The following is a 15,829-nucleotide window of genomic DNA, read 5'->3' as shown; positions in this document are numbered from 1 at the left end:
CGAAGCCACCGTCACCATCGCCATCATCGACCAGTGGCTCCGAGCCTTACGAAACGCGGCCTAGGGCGCCTCGGTCGGTACGCAGCGGCTGGAGCCGCCCACCACCACCTCGCCGGTGCCGTCCCGGGAGATGTGTACGCCGAGGTTCGCGCCGTCCCGCTGGAACTGGTAGGCCACCTCGGTCTCGCTGCTGCGGTCGGTGGCTCGCCAACCGTCCGCGCTCAGCTCCAGCACCACCTCGGTCAGCAGGATCTCGGCGGCGCCGGGCGGGACGGGAACCCGTAGGTTGTACTCCCAGCGCACCGACTCGCTCGGCACGCCGGCCGGCCGGAACGGGTCGCAGTCGAGTTGTTCGTCGCGGCTGATCCGGGCGCCGGCGCCGAACCGCGCGGCAACGTCGTCCAGGATGGCCCGCAACGGCCCGGCCACGGCGGCCAGTGGCGCGAAGTCGATCGGCTCGGTCACGGCAGCGACGGTACCGTCACCAGCGGACCGCCGGTGAACACCTGATAGATGTTCCACCACGCGTCACTGTGGTAGGTCAGCACGTCGGAGTGCGCGGAGACGCCCTCCAGCGGTCGGCCGTCGGCGTAGTTGCCGGTCTCCAGCCGGACCACACCCGGGAACTCGTCGGGGTCGGCCCCGTGCCCCCAGTTGCCGATGTTGATGTCCCGGACCCAGGCGATCGGATCGCCCGGCGCGGTCATCGAGTAGCGCTGCACATCGGGCTGGGCCGGACGCAGGTCCTCCGGGCCGTCCACGCGGTGACCCATGCCCGCCGACTCGATGTGCAGGACCCGGTTGGCGTCCAACCCGTGCTGCTCGGCGGTGCCGACCACCGCGCCGCCGTACGAGTGGCCGGCGAAGGTGACCTGCACGTCGTTGCCGGCCGCGGCCGAGCCGCCGATCTCGGCGCGCAGTTGACGGGAGAAATCGGCGAGTCGGGGCCCGAGTTCGTCGGCGTAGCTGGCCGATGGCGCCTGCGGGAACAGGTTGGACGGCAGGTCACCGTCCATCCAGACGACCATGGCCAGGTCCCGGCGGGGGGCCGCGTCGACGAAGCCGACCGCGCCGTCGTGGTACCGCTCGAAGTTGGCCAGCTCGGAGGTGGTGCCCGGGACGAACACCGCGACGTTGCGGGTGCCGGCGTCGATGTCGCCGACCAGCTCGACCATCGATCCGTCACCGGACGGGTCGAACGAGAGGATCTTGCGGTGTTCGGCGATGACGTTCTCGTACAGTTCGATGCGCGCCTGCGACCGGGCGATGGTCTCGCGTAGCTGGTGGTCGACGGCCGGGTCCCCGGTGAGCTGGGCCCGGTAGTCGGCGAGGCGCTGCCGTTCGGCGGTCAACTCGGCGGCGATCGCCGAACGGTTGGCCGCGATCCGGGCGCCGAACGGGGCAGTGCCGGCGGGCGCGGCGGCCGGGGCGTCGGCCAGCGTGCTGCCACCGGCCAGACCACCCAGTAGCTGCCGGAATGCCTGGCTCACCTGGGTGTCGCCCCGCCGGTAGTTGGTCGCCGCTGCGGTCACCCCGGTGGCCAGCCGCCGGGTCTGCGTCGCCGCCGACTCCAGTTCGACGCTGTTGAGCTGCAGGCTGTTGCCGTGCGCCTGCATGGCCCGTTGGGACTGCGGCACCAACCCGAACGCGTTGCCGTCGATGGCTGGCGTGGTGAGCTGCCCGCGAATGGTGTTCAACCGGTCGGCGTTTCCGGTGAACTCGGCCGCTGCGGCGTCCAGTGCGGTCGGGACGGCGCGGAATCCGGCGGTGGTCACCTCCATGACTGGGTCCCCGGCTGGTTCGACTCGGGCTCCTCACCGATCACCGCCGGCGTCACCACCGACTGCTCGCCCCACACGTCCTCGGTCTCGACCAGCCAGGGTGGGATACGCCGGCCACCGGCCGCGTCGCCCGCGCCCATCGGTGCGAAGGGCATCGCCGGCATGAAGCCGCCGGCCATGCCCTTCGCTGCGGCCACCCCGGCGGCCGTCCCGGCGGCTCCGGCGAGTCCGCTCGCCGCCGGGCCGCTGGCCTGACCGGCCGGGGACTGGTTCGCCACCGGCGACAGGTCGACACCTCCGCCGCCGCCTCCTCCACCGCCACCGGCACCGCCGGCGGAGATCCGGGCACCGCTGCCGGCGGTCTTGTCGTCGACAGCCGGCACCGGGGCGGTGTCCTTCTTCTCTTCGTTCGGCTTGGCCCCCAGCCTGGGCGGCACGGTGGCGAACCGCCCGCCGAGCGCGGCGGCGGCCGCGGCCAACCCGGCGGTGAACATCGTGCCGAACAGTGGCCGGGGTTGGGTCACCGGCGGTACCCCGTCCGGGTCGACCGGCGTCTGGTTCGGGTCGACCGGCGTCTCGCCCGGTACGGTCGGCATGGTGCCACCGGGCTGCGGAGCCAGCGGTAGGGCTGGCGTGACCGGCGGTGGCTCCTCGATCGGCGTGCCGGCGGCCGGTCGGGACGCGGCGCTCGGGGTGACCGGCATCGCGTCCTCGGTGGTGGTGTACTCGGTGGCGAGGGTGGACATCACCTGCACCGCCTGCTGGTGCGCTGCGTTCGAGGCGGCCTGTGCCTGCTGCTGGGCGCGGACTTCGGCGAGCGCCTCGGCCTGGTGCTGGCGGAGCGTGTCGACGGTGCTGGCCGGAGTGTCCACGGGTACGACCAGGGGGGTGGTCGCGGCGGCGAGGATGGAGGGAGCGAGGTCGGGTACGGCAACCGGGGCGGGCATCGCCTGCTGGGCCGTCGTGAGCGCCTCGGCGGAGGAGTAGGCCAGGTCACGCACCGCGAACGCGGTGCTGGCGACCTGCCGGATACCCGAGGTCAGATCGTTGATCATCAACTGGTACTGCCGGGCGGCGCCGCCGTCCCACCACTGCTCGAACTCGCGGAGCTGGCGCTCGATGTCGCCGGCGCGTTCGTGCAGTGCGGTGCCGGCGGCTCCCCAGCCCTCCGCCGCCTCGGTCACCGACTCCGGTTTGCCGGCGTGCAGCATCCGCACCAGTTCGTGATGGCTGTACTGGCTGAAGTCGGTACGCGCCCGACCACCTCCACGCGGCATCGTGTCAGTCCCTTCCGTGCGCCCGGAAGGACGTGGCGACGCCGATGTCGTAGTCGGCGTACCCGTCCGCGATCATGCGGGTCACGTCGTTGGCGAAAGCGATCGCCTCCCGCACGGTGTGCAGCAGTTCGTGCATCTGTTCGGCGGCGGCCCGGTGCCGGTCGGCCAGCGCCGCCGCCTCGCCGAATTCGCCGAGCAGGACCGGCCGGATGCGCAGCTGGCCCAGGCCGTCGGTCGGCCTGCGCATCGCCTCCAGTTGGTCCTCCAACTCGCGGGCGAATGCCAGCAGCGATTCAAGGTGGACCCGGAACGACTCCTCTTGGGACATCGTCGCGCTCTCCTGTCTCGGAGCTCGGCTGAGAACAACGCCGGCAGCGGGGCGGCGGCGTCGAGTGGAGGCGGATCCCGCCCCACCCCACGCCGCCGCTGATCGCCCCAGCTCAGGCGAAGAAGCTGGTGTTCCGGTTCTCCAGCGCCAACTGAGTGTCGTGGGCCTCGTGTACCTTGCCGGAGAACTGACCGATCACCGCGATGATGTCGGCCAGCGCCGCCCGCAGCCGCGTCTCGGACTGCTCCGCAGCCTGACCGGCGGCACTGCCGGAGGCGTACCAGGTCTGCTTGATCGGGGCCAGGCTGCTCTGCAGCTGGTCCATGTGGCTGTTCAACGCCTGGGCCTTGACCTGTAGCGAGTCGGCAGCGGCCCGCAGCGCGGCGAATTCGACATTGATCACATCGGCGGTCATCTCACATCACCCCTTTCCGGGCAGGTTAGGCACCGGCCAGCCGGCTGAGTACGGCACTGCCATCGCCGACGGCGCCGGTGAGGCCCCGCAGGGAGTCGGCGGCCGTGACATCACCGGTGTTGTAGTTGCGGAAGCTCTCGTTGACCAGGCCGGACATGGTCTGCAGTTCCCGTGACGCAATCCGCATGCTCTCCTGCAGCCGGCCTTGCAGCTGCCAGAATGCGGTGGCCTGGTTACCGGCGTACCGGCTCAGTACCGATACGAGTTCGCTTTCCAGTTCGGCCATGCTCCGAGCCGCGTTGGTGGCGGCTTCGTCGAACCCGCTGACCGCTCGCGTCATCGCGGCGGCATCACTCTGGTATCCGGGACTGGCCACGTCGGGTCACCTCCTCTTGGCAGAGTCGCGCGCCGACTCGCGGCGCCGTACACGCTGGGGATGCTATGCATCCGTCACCCTTCGTTAGTACGGCACAAGTACCCGTCGCGTACACGGCACTATTACCCACACGGGTCCGGCGGCCGGGCCGCCGGACCCGTGCGCCGACCGGTCCGGATCAGGCCGGATCGGTCGGCGCCCAGGCGAGTTGCACCAGCGACACCCCGGTCCGCCGGTCCACCAACTGCCCACGTCCGGGCGGCTGTTTGCTGGGCTTGACGTCGGCCAGCAGCGCGCCCTCGTCGCGGGAACCGGAGAGCAGCAGGCCCGGTGTGCCCAGGTCCCGCAGCCGTTGCACGACCGGCTCGAACAGGCTCCGGCTGGCGCCACCGGACCGGCGGGTGAGCACCAGGTGCAGGCCGACGTCCTTGGCCTGGGGCAGGAAGTCCAGCAGGGGTGCGAGTGGGTTGCGGCTCGGTGACACCACCAGGTCGTAGTCGTCGACGAGGACGAACAGTTCGGGGCCGCTCCACCAGCTACGTTCGCGCAGTTCGGTGGCGGTCACCTCCGGACCGGGCAGGCGTCGCCGCAGCCCTTCCGCGGCCTCGGCGACGAGCTGCGCGAGCACCGGCTCGCTGCCGGCGTAGCCGAGCAGGTGCGGGCCGGTGAGCGCGTCCACCAGCCCGCGCCGGTAGTCGGCGACGATGACCGCGGCGTCGGCCACCGGATAGCGGGCCGCGATCTGCTGGGCGAGCACCCGCAGCAGCCCGGTCTTGCCGGACTCGACGTCACCGAAGGCGAGGAAGTGCGGGTCGGCGTCGAAGTCCAGGTAGGCCGGTCCCAGGTCCGCCTCGGCCAGCCCGATCGGGATCCGCCGGTCACCGGGAACCGGACCGGGCAGGTCGGCGGCCGGCACCAGCCGGGGCAGCAGCCGCACCTGCGGGGCACGCGGGCCGCGCCAGCTCGCGTCCACCTGCTTGACCAGGTCGCTCGCGCCGTCGGGCAGGTCGCTGACCGTGGTACCGCCGTCGATGCGCGGCAGCCCACCGAGGAAGTGCAGCTTGTCGGCGGTGAGCCCGCGTCCCGGTGCGCCCTTCGGTACGTTGGCGGCGGCCCGCCGGTCGTACGCCGAGTCGGCCGGGTCGCCGAGGCGCAGCTCGACGTGGGTGCCGATCAGGTCGCGCAGGGCCGGTCGGATCTCCATCGCCCGGTTGGCCGACAGTACGACGTGCAGACCGAACCCGAGGCCACGGGCGGCGAGCGTGGTGACCGACTCGTCCAGTGGCTCGAACTCCTGGCGCAGGGTCATCCAGCCGTCGATGACGAGGAACACGTCGCCGAACGTCCGCCCGTCCGGGCTGGGCGGGGGCCGGCGGCGGAAGTCGGAGATCGAGTCGATGCCGTGCGCGGCGAACGACCGTTCCCGCTCGGCCAGCAGGCCGGTCAGCTCGGCGATGATCCGGCGGACCCGTTCGGTGTCCATCCGGTTGGCGTAGCCGCTGACATGCGGCAGGCCGGAGAGGGTGGCCAGGCCACCGCCACCGAAGTCGAGCAGGAAGAGCTGCACCTCGGTCGGGGTGTGGGTGAGCGCCAGCGCGGTCACCAGGGTACGCAGCAGGGTGCTCTTGCCGCTCTGCGGTGCGCCGAGCACGAGCGCGTGCCCGGCCGCGCCGGACAGCTCCGCCCACAGTAGGTCCCGACGTTGCTCGAACGGTTTGTCCACGATGGCCAACGGCACGGTGAGCTGCCCGTTGCCGGCCCAGCCCACCGGGGTCAGACCGCGCTGCGGGTCGATGCCCAGCGGCGGCAGCAGCTGGTCCAGGGCGGGCGGTTCGGCCAGCGGTGGCAGCCAGATCTGGTGCGCGGCGGGTCCGTTGCCGAGCAGCCGGCCGATCATCGCGCTCAGCACGGTCTCACCGCTGGTCGCTGCGGTGTTGCGGCCGTCCGCCGCTGCCGGTGCGCGCACCGCCTCGGCCGGCGCCAGCGGGGCGAGCCCGAACGGCAGTACCCGCCGCGCGTAGGGAATCTCCTCGGCCACGGCGGCCACCTGCTCGGGCGGCAGTTCGCCGGAGACGTACGCGGCCTTGAACCGTTGCAGGGTGGTGGTGTCCCACTTCAGGTACGCCGAGCCGGGTACCGGCGGCAGTTCGTACGCGTCGGACACCCCGAGCACCGCCCGGCTCTCCGCCGCAGAGAAGGTGCGCAGCCCGATCCGGTAGCTGAGGTGGCTGTCCAGACCACGCAGCCGGCCCTCCTCCAGTCGTTGCGAGGCGAGCATCAGGTGGACGCCGAGGCTGCGGCCGAGCCGACCGATCATCACGAACAGGTCGATGAACTCGGGCCGGCTGGAGAGCAGTTCGCTGAACTCGTCGATGATCACCAGCAGCGAGGGCAGCGGTTGCAGCGGTGTGCCCTCGGCCCGGGCCCGCTCGTAGTCGCATACCGAGGCGTAGTTCCCGGCAGCCCGCAGCAGTTCCTGACGGCGGACCAGCTCGCCGCGGAGCGCGTCGGCCATCCGGTCGACCAGGGTCAGGTCGGCCGCGAGGTTGGTGATCACCGCGCAGGTGTGCGGCAGGCCGGTCATGCCGGCGAAGGTGGCGCCGCCCTTGAAGTCGATCAACGCGAGGTTGAGCGTCTCCGAGGAGTGGGTGGCGGCGAGCCCGGTGACCAGGGTGCGCAGCAGCTCGCTCTTGCCGGAACCGGTGGCCCCGATGACCAGCCCGTGCGGGCCCATGCCCCCTTCGGCCGACTCCTTGAGGTCCAGGTCGACCGGCCGCCCGTCGGGATCCACCCCGATCGGGATGCGCAGCCGGTCCCGGGCCGACCGGGGGCGCCAGGTCACCGCCGGGTCGAGCCGGCGCGGGTCGCCGATGCCGAGCAGGTCGGCCAGACCGAAGGTGGTGGACAGCGGCTGCTCGCTGGCCACCGGCGTGCCGGTGTGCAACGCGGTGAGCTGCCGGGCGACCACCTCGGCGCCGGCGACGCTGAGCCGGTCCGGCACGCCGACCAGGGCGACGCCGTCCGGGGTGCGCATGCCGAGCCGGCCCTCGGAGATCACCAGATCGAGCGGGTCGGCGCCACCACCGGGCCCGCCGCCGATCTCCAGCATGGTGGTGCCGGCCAGGCCGCCGGGCGGGGCGAGCCCGGCATCGGGTAGCGTGCCGGCTCCGTCGAGCACGATCAGCAGGTGCGGCGCCTCGGGCCGGACCCCGGGCTTGAACGGGCCGCGGGCCGCCGGATCGGCCGGATCGTCGGCCAGTAGCGCGGCCAACTCGCTGAGGGTTGGTGCGGCCAACCGGGTCGGCCCACTCGCGTCGGTCCGACCCGGATGTACCGCGTGGGGCAGCCACTTCAGCCAGTCCCAGCCGTCCTGCCGGTCCGGCCCGACGCAGGCGGCGATGCGCAGGTTGTCCGGGGAGTGGAAGGTGACCAGGTGGGCCAGCAGGGCCCGAGCGAGGGCCAGGATCTCGGGGCGGTCACCGGCCAGGGTGACCCGCTGGAACGAGCGTAGGGACACCGCCACCGGCAGTTCCCCGACGGTGGCGTAGGTGCGGATGAAGTGCCGCAGCGAGGTGGACGCCACCGGGTCGAGGTCCTCCAGCGGGGCGGTCTGTGGCGCCCGCAGCGCGGTGGCCAGCCGCTGGGGGCCGGTGCCGACCCGGACCCGGCCGAAGTCGGGATCGGTGCGGGCTCGTTCCCAGAGCCGCTCGGTGCCGGCGAACGACCACAGGTCGGCGGGGTCGGGCAGCGCCGCCAGGGCCGCTTCCCGTTGGCGGACCGCCACCTCACGGACCTGGCCGCGCAGGCCGCCGAGGTAGCGCAGATAGTCGCGCCGTTCGTCGTTGATCTGCGCCTTCTTCGAGGCGCCCCCGCGGGACAGGCTCATCACCAGCATGCCGACCATGGCGCTGATGTACAGGGCGCCGAAGATCCAGGTCATCGCCCCACCGGACCGCCCGATGTAGACGAACGACATGGCGCCCATGCCGAGCATCATCGGCAGCATGAACATCAGTTGCATGCCGGACTGGCCGGACCCGCGGGGCAGGGCGGGCGGGGATTGCAGCATGATCTCGCCGCGCGGTGGTTCAGGCAGTACCGCCCGACGGCGGAAGGTGTCGGCGGACATCCGGTGGTGCCTCCTAGGCCCGATGAATCGGTAACCCGTGGTCACTTTGACGGAGCAGGTCGTGGGTAGTTTTGCCGTTTAACGGCTTGCGCGCACCAACCTACGATGACCCGCAACCATCCGGGAACCGCCTCAGCGCGGTCGAGTTGCCCGGCCGGCGTGATACGGGTCGGGCGATCTGGCGGGAAGGCGAGAACGATGACGACAGGCTCGTCGTACAACGTGCGGCCGGATGCCGTACGTGGAGTGGTCGGCAACGTCGTCGGCATCCTGCTCCAGGCCTACAGCACGGTGATGGACCTGGAGCGGCTCACCGTGGCGCCGACGTCGTTCGCGAAGCTGGGCTCGCCGGTCGCGTCGGCGAACATCGCGATGCAGGGGCAGGTCGTCGGCACCATGCGGACGCTGCTGCAACTGCTGCAGGAGATCAACGACCTGGTACACCGCAGCGCCAACGACTACGACGACGCGGACCGGGCGGTCGCCGCCGCGCTCGGCGGGGCGTCCACCGGCACCGGTTCGGCGCCCAGCGCCGCCCTCGCCGGCTACGCGATCAACGACAGCGCGGGCGCGGCGGGGGAGCCCGGGTCGGTCGGCAACGTACTGGACTACCTGGGCCGGGCGGGGCTCGGTGAGCTTTCGGCCCGGCCCCTGACCGAGGTGACCTTCCGCGACGCGCGGGACTTCGCCGACTGGCTCGACCGCAGCCCGGCCAACCAGGAACGGGTCGGCCTGCTGGCGGTCTACTCGGGCAGCGGGCGGGACGTCTCCGGCCTGGTGCACCCCGGCGACGTGGTGGTCGTGCAGCCCTTCGTCGGTGCCGGTAGCCCGGTGATCGGTGTCGCCGGCGCAGACGGCCAGCTCTACAACCACGGAGCGGTCGGCTCGGCGGCGGAGTTCGGACGCGTCCGGGTCTACCGCCCGATGACGGATGCGACATCGCTGTGGTGAACCCCGACGGCCTGAAGCCGAGAGAGGTGCGTCGTGTTTGACATCCCCAATTCGGGCGCGATGGATGCCGCCGCCAGCGGTCGTGGGCCCAGCATCGTCGCGCTGCCCACCATCGTGGGCGGTAACCCGCAGGCAATTCTCGCCCACGCCGCGGCGTTGACCGCGCGGGTGGCCCGGCTGGTCACCCTCCTGGCCGACCTGGAGCGGGCCCGCGAGCAACTCCGCGAGGTGTGGTCCGCCGGTTCGGCGAGCGACTCCGTGGTGCAGAAGCTGAACAAGTCCTTCGCCAGCTTCCAGCAGATCATCGAGACCGTGTACGCCGGCATCCGGGAACTCGAGGGCGCCGCCGCGCAGTTGACCACCGCGCAGGAGGGCTACCGGGCCGTGGTCAGCGCGGTCAACCCGACGGTGGCGGCGCTGATGTCCAACCCGTACACCCAGGCGGCCGGACGGGCGCTGGCGGTCAGCACCACCGGGATCCTGAAGGCGTTCCTCACCGGTATCGGTGGCATCCTCACCGCCATCGGAGTGACCAACCTCGGCCAGATCCTGACCGGCCTGGCCACCATCATCGGCCAGGTCGAGCAGTTGTTCTCGAAGAACAACGACGGCGGCTCGGCGTCCGCTGCGGCGCTGCCGGCCGGGAGCACGGGCAACCCGGTTCTCGCGCCACCACCGATGGCCAGCACCGCCACCGGGGCGGGGCAGGCGGCCCTCGCCGGCGGCTACGGCCCCGGCGGCTACAGCATGCCGTCGTTCAACGGCTCGGGCTACCCGGCCGGTGGATCGATGAACAGCTACGTCCCGCCGGCACTCGGCACCGACCAGTGGGTCGCGGTCCAACCCGGTCAGTCCTCGCTCCCCTCCGGTGGTACGCCGGTGACGGTGACGCCCACCGGCCCGGTGCAGACCCTGCCGATCCCACCGGCCGCGTCGGTTGACGTGCCCCCGTCGTCCGCCCCGTCCGGGCCCGGCGCCGACGGCGACGACGACGTGACGATCACGGCCACCAAGGGTGACCTGACGCTGACCGTCGAGGTGCCGGTGGACACCGGACGTGCGTTCGACATCGAGGTCACCGCCAGCTCCGGTGGGCAGACCGTGGACGCCGACATCAGTGTCGGTGCCGACGGCTCGGTCAAGGTGGACTGACCGGTGCCCGGCGTCTCTCCCGTCCTGGTCGGCAGCACCATCGACCTGTCCGGCGCGCTGTCCTGGCTGCTCGACCGGTACGCCACGGTGCTCGCCGAATACCGCCGGCAGCTGACCGGCGACCCGGCCGGGCTACGGACCGTGGCCCACTCCTATCTGGCCGTCGCCGACCGGGCGGCGGGCGTTTCCGGCGACCTGGCCCGGCGCCGGAGCGGACTCTCGGCGCACTGGTACGGCGCGGCGTACGACGCGTTCGGCGCCGCCACCGGTCGGGTCAGCACCGGGCTGGACAGCACCGAGGCGCGGCTGCGCCGGCACGCCACCGCGCTGGAACGCGCAGCCGGCGGGCTGGGGGCCGCAGCGAGCACCGCTGACGTGGTCATCGCCCGGTTCCGGGCCAACGCACAGCTACTGGTGGCCGCGGCCCGGGCGGTGCCGGGTAATCAGGTCTCCGTCCTGCTCGGGCAGGCCCGGCAGGTCGGCGAGCAGGCGTTGAGCGCGATGCGCGGGGTGTGTGACCGGCTCGGGATGGTGCTGGCGCAGGTCGCCACCGAGCTCGGCGGGGCACACCCCGTGGGCGCCGCCGGTCCGGCCGCCGCAGCGGGCGCCGACGGACGTGCCGCAGGAGAGACGGTGCTGGCCGCGCTCGCCGGGGACGTCTCGCCAGCGCAGTTCCGCCAGAGCATGGCGCAACTCGCCGTGATCACCGACCGGGTGCGCAACGGCCAGCCGCCGTCCGCCGCGGACAAGGCCTTCCTGACGTCGTTCTACGGCGCGCTCGGCGACCGGGTGTTCGACCTGCCGGGCTACCTCAACGCCGCCGAGCACCGCTATCAGACCAGCCTGTTCGGCATTTTCGGCGAGACCGCCCCGGGCTTCGCCCCCGCCGACCGGCAGGCGATGTTGCGGACCGTCGGCAACGGCATCCTGACCCTGTCGCAGGACCCGGCCGACCTGCCTGCCGCGATCCGCGATCTGGTGCATACCCGGGCGGCCACCGAAACCAATATCGGCACCAACTCGTTCGGCTTCACCCACGAGGTGCCGTCGGCGCCGGGCCGGGCGCCGCTGACCGGCGCGATCGGCGAAACGGTCTACACCAACCGGCTGGACGTGCCCCGCTACGCCCAGTGGGAGGCGTTGTCCCAGCTGACCGGCGCGGCCGACCGGGATCTCGTCGCCGGAGCCGACTATTCCGCCGCGGTGACCCGTCGGGTCGGTGAGATGGCCGATGTGACCCAGCGCCTCGACGACCTCTCCCGGCACAACCCACACCAGCCCGGGTACTACGTGTCGACCGACGACGCGGTGCTCTGGGACAAGTCGCGGGTGGATACGACGTTGACCACGCTGCTCGACGTGTCCACCCGTAACCACGCCGCCGACGCGGCGCTAGCCGGCGACGGCGACACGCTGCGCCGGCTGGCCGGCTTCGGTTGGGCCGACGACGGCCGCACCGCGGGCCGGGTCGTCGACTGGATCGGTGCCGCAACCGCCGATCCCGTCGAGCACGATCTGGCCCGCGGGGCGTACGTCAACCTCACCCAGACGATCACCGACCCGGCGTCGTACCCGCAGACCCTGGCCGCGATGCGGGAGAACCCGCACTTCGCCGAGGCGATCGCCCGAGCCACCGTGCCGAACATGGATCTGTACGCCCAGCCGCTCGACGGGCTGGACACCAACTCGGCGGCGCAGCGGCTGGGCAGCACCGACGCCCGGCACATGCTGATGCTCGGCCAGGTCACCCAGGACGGTCGTGACGCGATCAACGCGGCTGCCGACCTGTACCAGGAGTACCTGTTGCGGCAGGCCGACGCCGGCACGATCCCGATGGAACAGGCGGGCCGGTACGCCGGCAACGTGGACGGCCTGACCAACGCCTCGGCCGCCAACGCGATCTGGTACGCCAACGTGCAGGACGCCGAGCAGGCCACCCGCACGGCGCAGGAGGCGTACGCCCGGCAGGTGGCGATCGCCAACGCGGTCAAGGATGTGGTCGGATTCGGGGTCGGCAAGCTGCCGGAGGTCGGCTCGTTCGCCGGGTTCGCCGTCGGGCAGGCGGCCAACCTCGTCACCGGTGCCCTGCAGGCACCCGCACCGGTGCATCCACTGAGCCTGCCCACCGATGTGTTCCACCACCCGCAGTTCACCGGCAACGGGACCGTCTACACGGCAGCCGGCGACCTCGCCAGCTTCGAGCTACGCACCGGCGGATCGGCGCCGACCGTACCGGTTGGCGCGCTGCATGGCGCGGCCGCCGAGGAGGCCGTACGGTGGGCCCGGGCCGACCCGGGCCGGGCCGACTACATGGACGCGTACACCACCGCCGCGCAGTACGTGTATCTCGCAAACCTTGCGACCGATACCCGCGAGTCGATCCAATACGACGTGCAGGGGCGCCGGCCGTAGCCCGCTGGCAGGCTACGCACCGGCGGATAGCGGTGATACCGGAAGGAAGACAACAGATGGAACCGGCGATCGAGGACCTGCTCGCCCAGGTGCGTGAGCAGCAACAGCGGATCGAGGAGATCCAGCGCTCGGTGGCGACCATGGAGCTGACCGGGTACGCCGGCAACGGTGACGTCACCGTGAAGCTCAGGGGCGACGGCCGGTTCACCGAGGTGACCATCGACCCGCAGGTGCTGCGCCGCTACGACGCGCACACCCTCGGCCAACTCGTGTTGGAGGCGGTGAACGACGGACTGGCCAAGCTGGCGGCGGCCAGTGAGGCGAGGTACGCCCCGCTGCTCGGCGAGGCCCAGCAGTGACCACTGCGGTCGCCCCCCGACGGGTCACCGTGGTCGCGCCACACGCCCGTCTCGACGTGTCGTTGCCGATGCAGAGCACCGTGGCGGAGCTGCTTCCGCAACTGGTCCGGCTGCTGGCCACCAACGCCGACCGGGCCGGCGGGGCCGGCTGGGAACTGCGCCGCTTCGGTGGCTCGCCGCTGGACGGCGCGGTCACCGTCAGCGGCGCCGGGGTGCGCGACGGCGAGGTGCTCTACCTGGACACGGTCGACCGGCGGGCCACCCCGATGCTCTTCGACGACGTGGTCGACGCCATCGCGAGCGCCGCCGGGGACCGGCCCGGAGTGTGGCGGGCGACCGCGTCCCGGAACGTCGGCGGCGCGGTCGCCGCACTGGCCTTCACCACGGTCGCGGTCGCGGTCGGCTTCAGCGGGCTCGCCGCGTCGACCGTCGCGCTGCTCGCCGGCATCCTGGCCCTGGCGCTGCTGCTCGGCGGCGGGGCGTTGTCCCGCGCGTTCGGCGAGCGGGGCCTGGGTGCGGCGGTCGCCGCCGGTGGCGTACCCGCCGCGATGACCGGCGGGCTGGCGGTGATCGGTGGGCTGGGCACGGCGATGGAGTTGACCGCGGGGCGACTGGCACTGGCCGGCGCGGCGGCCACCCTCTACACGGCGGTGGCCGCCGTGGTGGTGGCGGAGCAGCGGTTCGCCGCCGCCGCGGTGGCCGCCGCGGTCGGTACTCTCGGCGCCCTCGCCGACCTGCTCACCACCTCTTCGCCCGCGTCGGTCGCGGCGGTCACCTGTTGCGTGGCCGTGGTGGCCAGTCCGGCCCTGCCGATGCTCGCGCTCCGGCTCGGCCGGCTGCCGCTGCCCGGGGTGCCCACCGACGTGGAGGCGTTCCGTCGGGACGAGCGGCCGACGCTCGGACCCGAGGTGGTCGGGGACACCGAGGCCGCCGAACGGATCCTGAGCGGTCTGCTCTGCGGCCTGGCGGTCATCGTGGCCGGTTGCGCCGGGATACTCCTGTACGACGGTGGTCGCTGGGCGTGGGCACTGGCCGGTCTGGCCGGCGTGGGGCTGTTGCTCCGCACCCGCGCCTACATCGGCCTCGGTCAGCGGGCTGCCCTGTTGCTGGCCGGTGCCGGGTCGGTGCTCGGCCTGATGGCCCGGGCGAGTTTGGCTGGCGGTCCCGGCACCCGGCTGCTCTTCGCCGGGCTGCTCCTGGTGACCGGCGTGGTCTGCGCGGCGTACGCGGTCCGGGCCGCCGCCAACACACCGTCGCCGTACTGGGGCCGGCTGCTCGACGTGGTCGAGTTCCTGGCGCTGGTCAGTCTGGTGCCGGTGGCGGGCGCGGTGCTCGACATCTACGGCGCGGTACGCGCATGGGGCGGCTAACCCACTGGCAGGCCAGCCAGCGGCAGCGTCGCCCAGGCCGCCTCGGCATGCGCCCCGTCCAGCGGGACCAGGTCCCGCTCGAAGCCGGCGGTGGCCTGCCGGACCGCCTCGGCGACCGCCGCCCGGGCTGGTCCGGCGGGCACCCCGAGCCGGATCAGCGCCGTGCTGCGGGTGCCGCCACGGCGTTGCCGGTCCCACCGTACCGATACGGCGCTGACCAGGGCCGGTGCGGCGGCGTGCCGGCGGAGCAGCGTGGCCACCTCGGTCAGGTTCCGAGCGGCTCGGCGCGGTCGGTAGCAGACCTGGTGCAGCATGCCCAGCGACCAGTGGTGCCAGGTCTCGGTGCCCGGATCGTCCGCGCGCCGCGAGTCGACACCGAGTACGGTGGCCCACGCGTCGCGCAGTTGACCGCCGTCGAGTGCGGTGACCTGATGCCCGGCGGCGCGCAGCTCGGCGGCGAGCCGCAGCGCGGCGGTACCCGCAGCACGTACCGCACCGGTCCGGCCGCCGCCCCGGGCCTGTACCGCCCGGGCGGCCATCTCGGGGTCGAACCGGATCGCGATCCAGCGCGCCGCGTTGCCGGTGCCGGGCGAAACCCAGTCGACCAGTTGCGCGCCGGCCAGCGGCAGATCGGGGTCGTCGTAGCGGGACAGCAGCCGGCGCAGCAGATCGTCGAGGTCGCCGTCGGGTTCGGCGCGCAGCAGCGCGCTCCAGGACCTGCCGTCACCGGCCAGCCCGACCCGGTTACCCGCCCGGTCCGCGTCGGTGTGGGTCCGCAGGTCGGGCAGGGCCGGCAGGGCCTGCCGGGCCCGGCGCCGGAAGCGGTGCCGGACCACCACCCAGTCGGACAGCCACCGGCCGCGCCAGCGCACGCCGGTGCCGAGCACCACGACCGCCGCCGCCCCGGTGAGCGTGCCGCCGACCACGCCGAACGGCCCGCCGGCCGCCACTGCCCCCAGCACCGCGGACTGCCAGAGCACCAGCCGGCCGACGCCGAGTCCACCCAGCCTGTGCTGTCCCACCGGTGGTGCGGGCATCGGCGGCCCCCCCGGCCGCCGTGCGGAACTGGTCGGCGCTGCGGTGGCCGGTGCGGCTGGTGGCATGGCTCGGCTCCCTGGGCTCGATCTCGTCGACGATCCATATCTTGCATCCGTAGTTCTAGTGCCAACGCCGTTCAGTTAGGCGTGGGCGTGGCTGGTCAAGGGTGTGTTGATCGGGGTGTGAGAGGCGGGGTTCCGGTATCAAGGTTTGTCACTCCAAGACAACCCGAACCAGGAAC

13 protein-coding genes are annotated in these 15,829 nt (G+C 72.6%); 5 read left to right on the top strand and 8 right to left on the bottom strand.

Going from position 1 to position 15,829, the window contains the following annotated elements; translation table 11 throughout:
• Window positions 1-60 precede the first annotated feature (60 nt).
• From V6U90_RS30255 to eccCa, 7 genes are all read right to left on the bottom strand, one after another.
• Entirely contained in the window at window positions 61-465 is a 405-nt protein-coding gene (locus tag V6U90_RS30255; protein WP_334443976.1) for a hypothetical protein, read from the bottom strand.
• Window positions 462-1,781: an alpha/beta hydrolase gene (locus tag V6U90_RS30250; RefSeq protein ID WP_334443973.1), complete on the bottom strand. Its 1,320-nt coding sequence runs from the start codon at window positions 1,779-1,781 to the stop codon at window positions 462-464. Before V6U90_RS30250 ends, V6U90_RS30255 begins: the two co-directional genes overlap by 4 nt.
• Window positions 1,772-3,058: a WXG100 family type VII secretion target gene (locus tag V6U90_RS30245; RefSeq protein WP_334443970.1), complete on the bottom strand. Its 1,287-nt coding sequence runs from the start codon at window positions 3,056-3,058 to the stop codon at window positions 1,772-1,774. The genes V6U90_RS30250 and V6U90_RS30245 overlap by 10 nt, the downstream gene beginning before the upstream one ends.
• 4 nt (window positions 3,059-3,062) lie before the next feature.
• Window positions 3,063-3,386, bottom strand: coding sequence for a hypothetical protein (locus V6U90_RS30240; protein ID WP_334443968.1), 324 nt, complete (start codon window positions 3,384-3,386; stop codon window positions 3,063-3,065).
• Window positions 3,387-3,498: 112 nt separating this feature from the next.
• On the bottom strand, window positions 3,499-3,801 hold the full coding sequence (locus V6U90_RS30235; protein WP_334443966.1) for a WXG100 family type VII secretion target: 303 nt from the start codon (window positions 3,799-3,801) through the stop codon (window positions 3,499-3,501).
• A gap of 25 nt (window positions 3,802-3,826) precedes the next feature.
• Window positions 3,827-4,177: a WXG100 family type VII secretion target gene (locus tag V6U90_RS30230; RefSeq protein WP_334443964.1), complete on the bottom strand. Its 351-nt coding sequence runs from the start codon at window positions 4,175-4,177 to the stop codon at window positions 3,827-3,829.
• A 178-nt stretch (window positions 4,178-4,355) separates the two neighbouring features.
• Entirely contained in the window at window positions 4,356-8,306 is a 3,951-nt protein-coding gene (gene eccCa, locus V6U90_RS30225; RefSeq protein ID WP_334443961.1) for a type VII secretion protein EccCa, read from the bottom strand.
• 198 nt (window positions 8,307-8,504) lie between these two features.
• On the opposite strand from eccCa, the gene V6U90_RS30220 reads away from it, so the two are divergent.
• The 5 genes from V6U90_RS30220 to eccD are packed head-to-tail and all read left to right on the top strand — an operon-like array spanning window position 8,505 to window position 14,550.
• Complete coding sequence (locus V6U90_RS30220; protein ID WP_334443958.1) at window positions 8,505-9,257, top strand: WXG100 family type VII secretion target; 753 nt, start codon at window positions 8,505-8,507, stop codon at window positions 9,255-9,257.
• A 33-nt stretch (window positions 9,258-9,290) separates the two neighbouring features.
• Window positions 9,291-10,409, top strand: coding sequence for a WXG100 family type VII secretion target (locus V6U90_RS30215; protein WP_334443954.1), 1,119 nt, complete (start codon window positions 9,291-9,293; stop codon window positions 10,407-10,409).
• A 3-nt stretch (window positions 10,410-10,412) separates the two neighbouring features.
• Window positions 10,413-12,821: a TPR repeat region-containing protein gene (locus tag V6U90_RS30210; RefSeq protein WP_334443952.1), complete on the top strand. Its 2,409-nt coding sequence runs from the start codon at window positions 10,413-10,415 to the stop codon at window positions 12,819-12,821.
• Window positions 12,822-12,877: 56 nt separating this feature from the next.
• The gene (locus V6U90_RS30205) at window positions 12,878-13,180 is read left to right on the top strand and encodes a YbaB/EbfC family nucleoid-associated protein (protein ID WP_334443950.1); all 303 of its coding nucleotides are present in this window, start codon (window positions 12,878-12,880) and stop codon (window positions 13,178-13,180) included.
• Window positions 13,177-14,550 carry a type VII secretion integral membrane protein EccD gene (eccD, locus tag V6U90_RS30200; RefSeq protein WP_334443948.1) on the top strand — a complete coding sequence of 458 codons (1,374 nt, stop codon included), beginning with the start codon at window positions 13,177-13,179 and terminating at the stop codon, window positions 14,548-14,550. The genes V6U90_RS30205 and eccD overlap by 4 nt, the downstream gene beginning before the upstream one ends.
• Here the strand turns inward: eccD and V6U90_RS30195 are convergent.
• Window positions 14,547-15,587 carry a type VII secretion protein EccE gene (locus V6U90_RS30195; protein ID WP_334443946.1) on the bottom strand — a complete coding sequence of 347 codons (1,041 nt, stop codon included), beginning with the start codon at window positions 15,585-15,587 and terminating at the stop codon, window positions 14,547-14,549. The two genes, eccD and V6U90_RS30195, sit on opposite strands and share 4 nt — an antisense overlap.
• Between the last annotated feature and the right edge of the window lie 242 nt (window positions 15,588-15,829).

The organism is Micromonospora sp. CPCC 206060, assembly GCF_036906895.1.
Taxonomy (GTDB): Bacteria; Actinomycetota; Actinomycetes; order Mycobacteriales; family Micromonosporaceae; genus Micromonospora.
The sequence above is the reverse complement of the archived record's forward strand: the minus strand, read 5'-3'. Positions and strand labels throughout refer to the sequence as shown.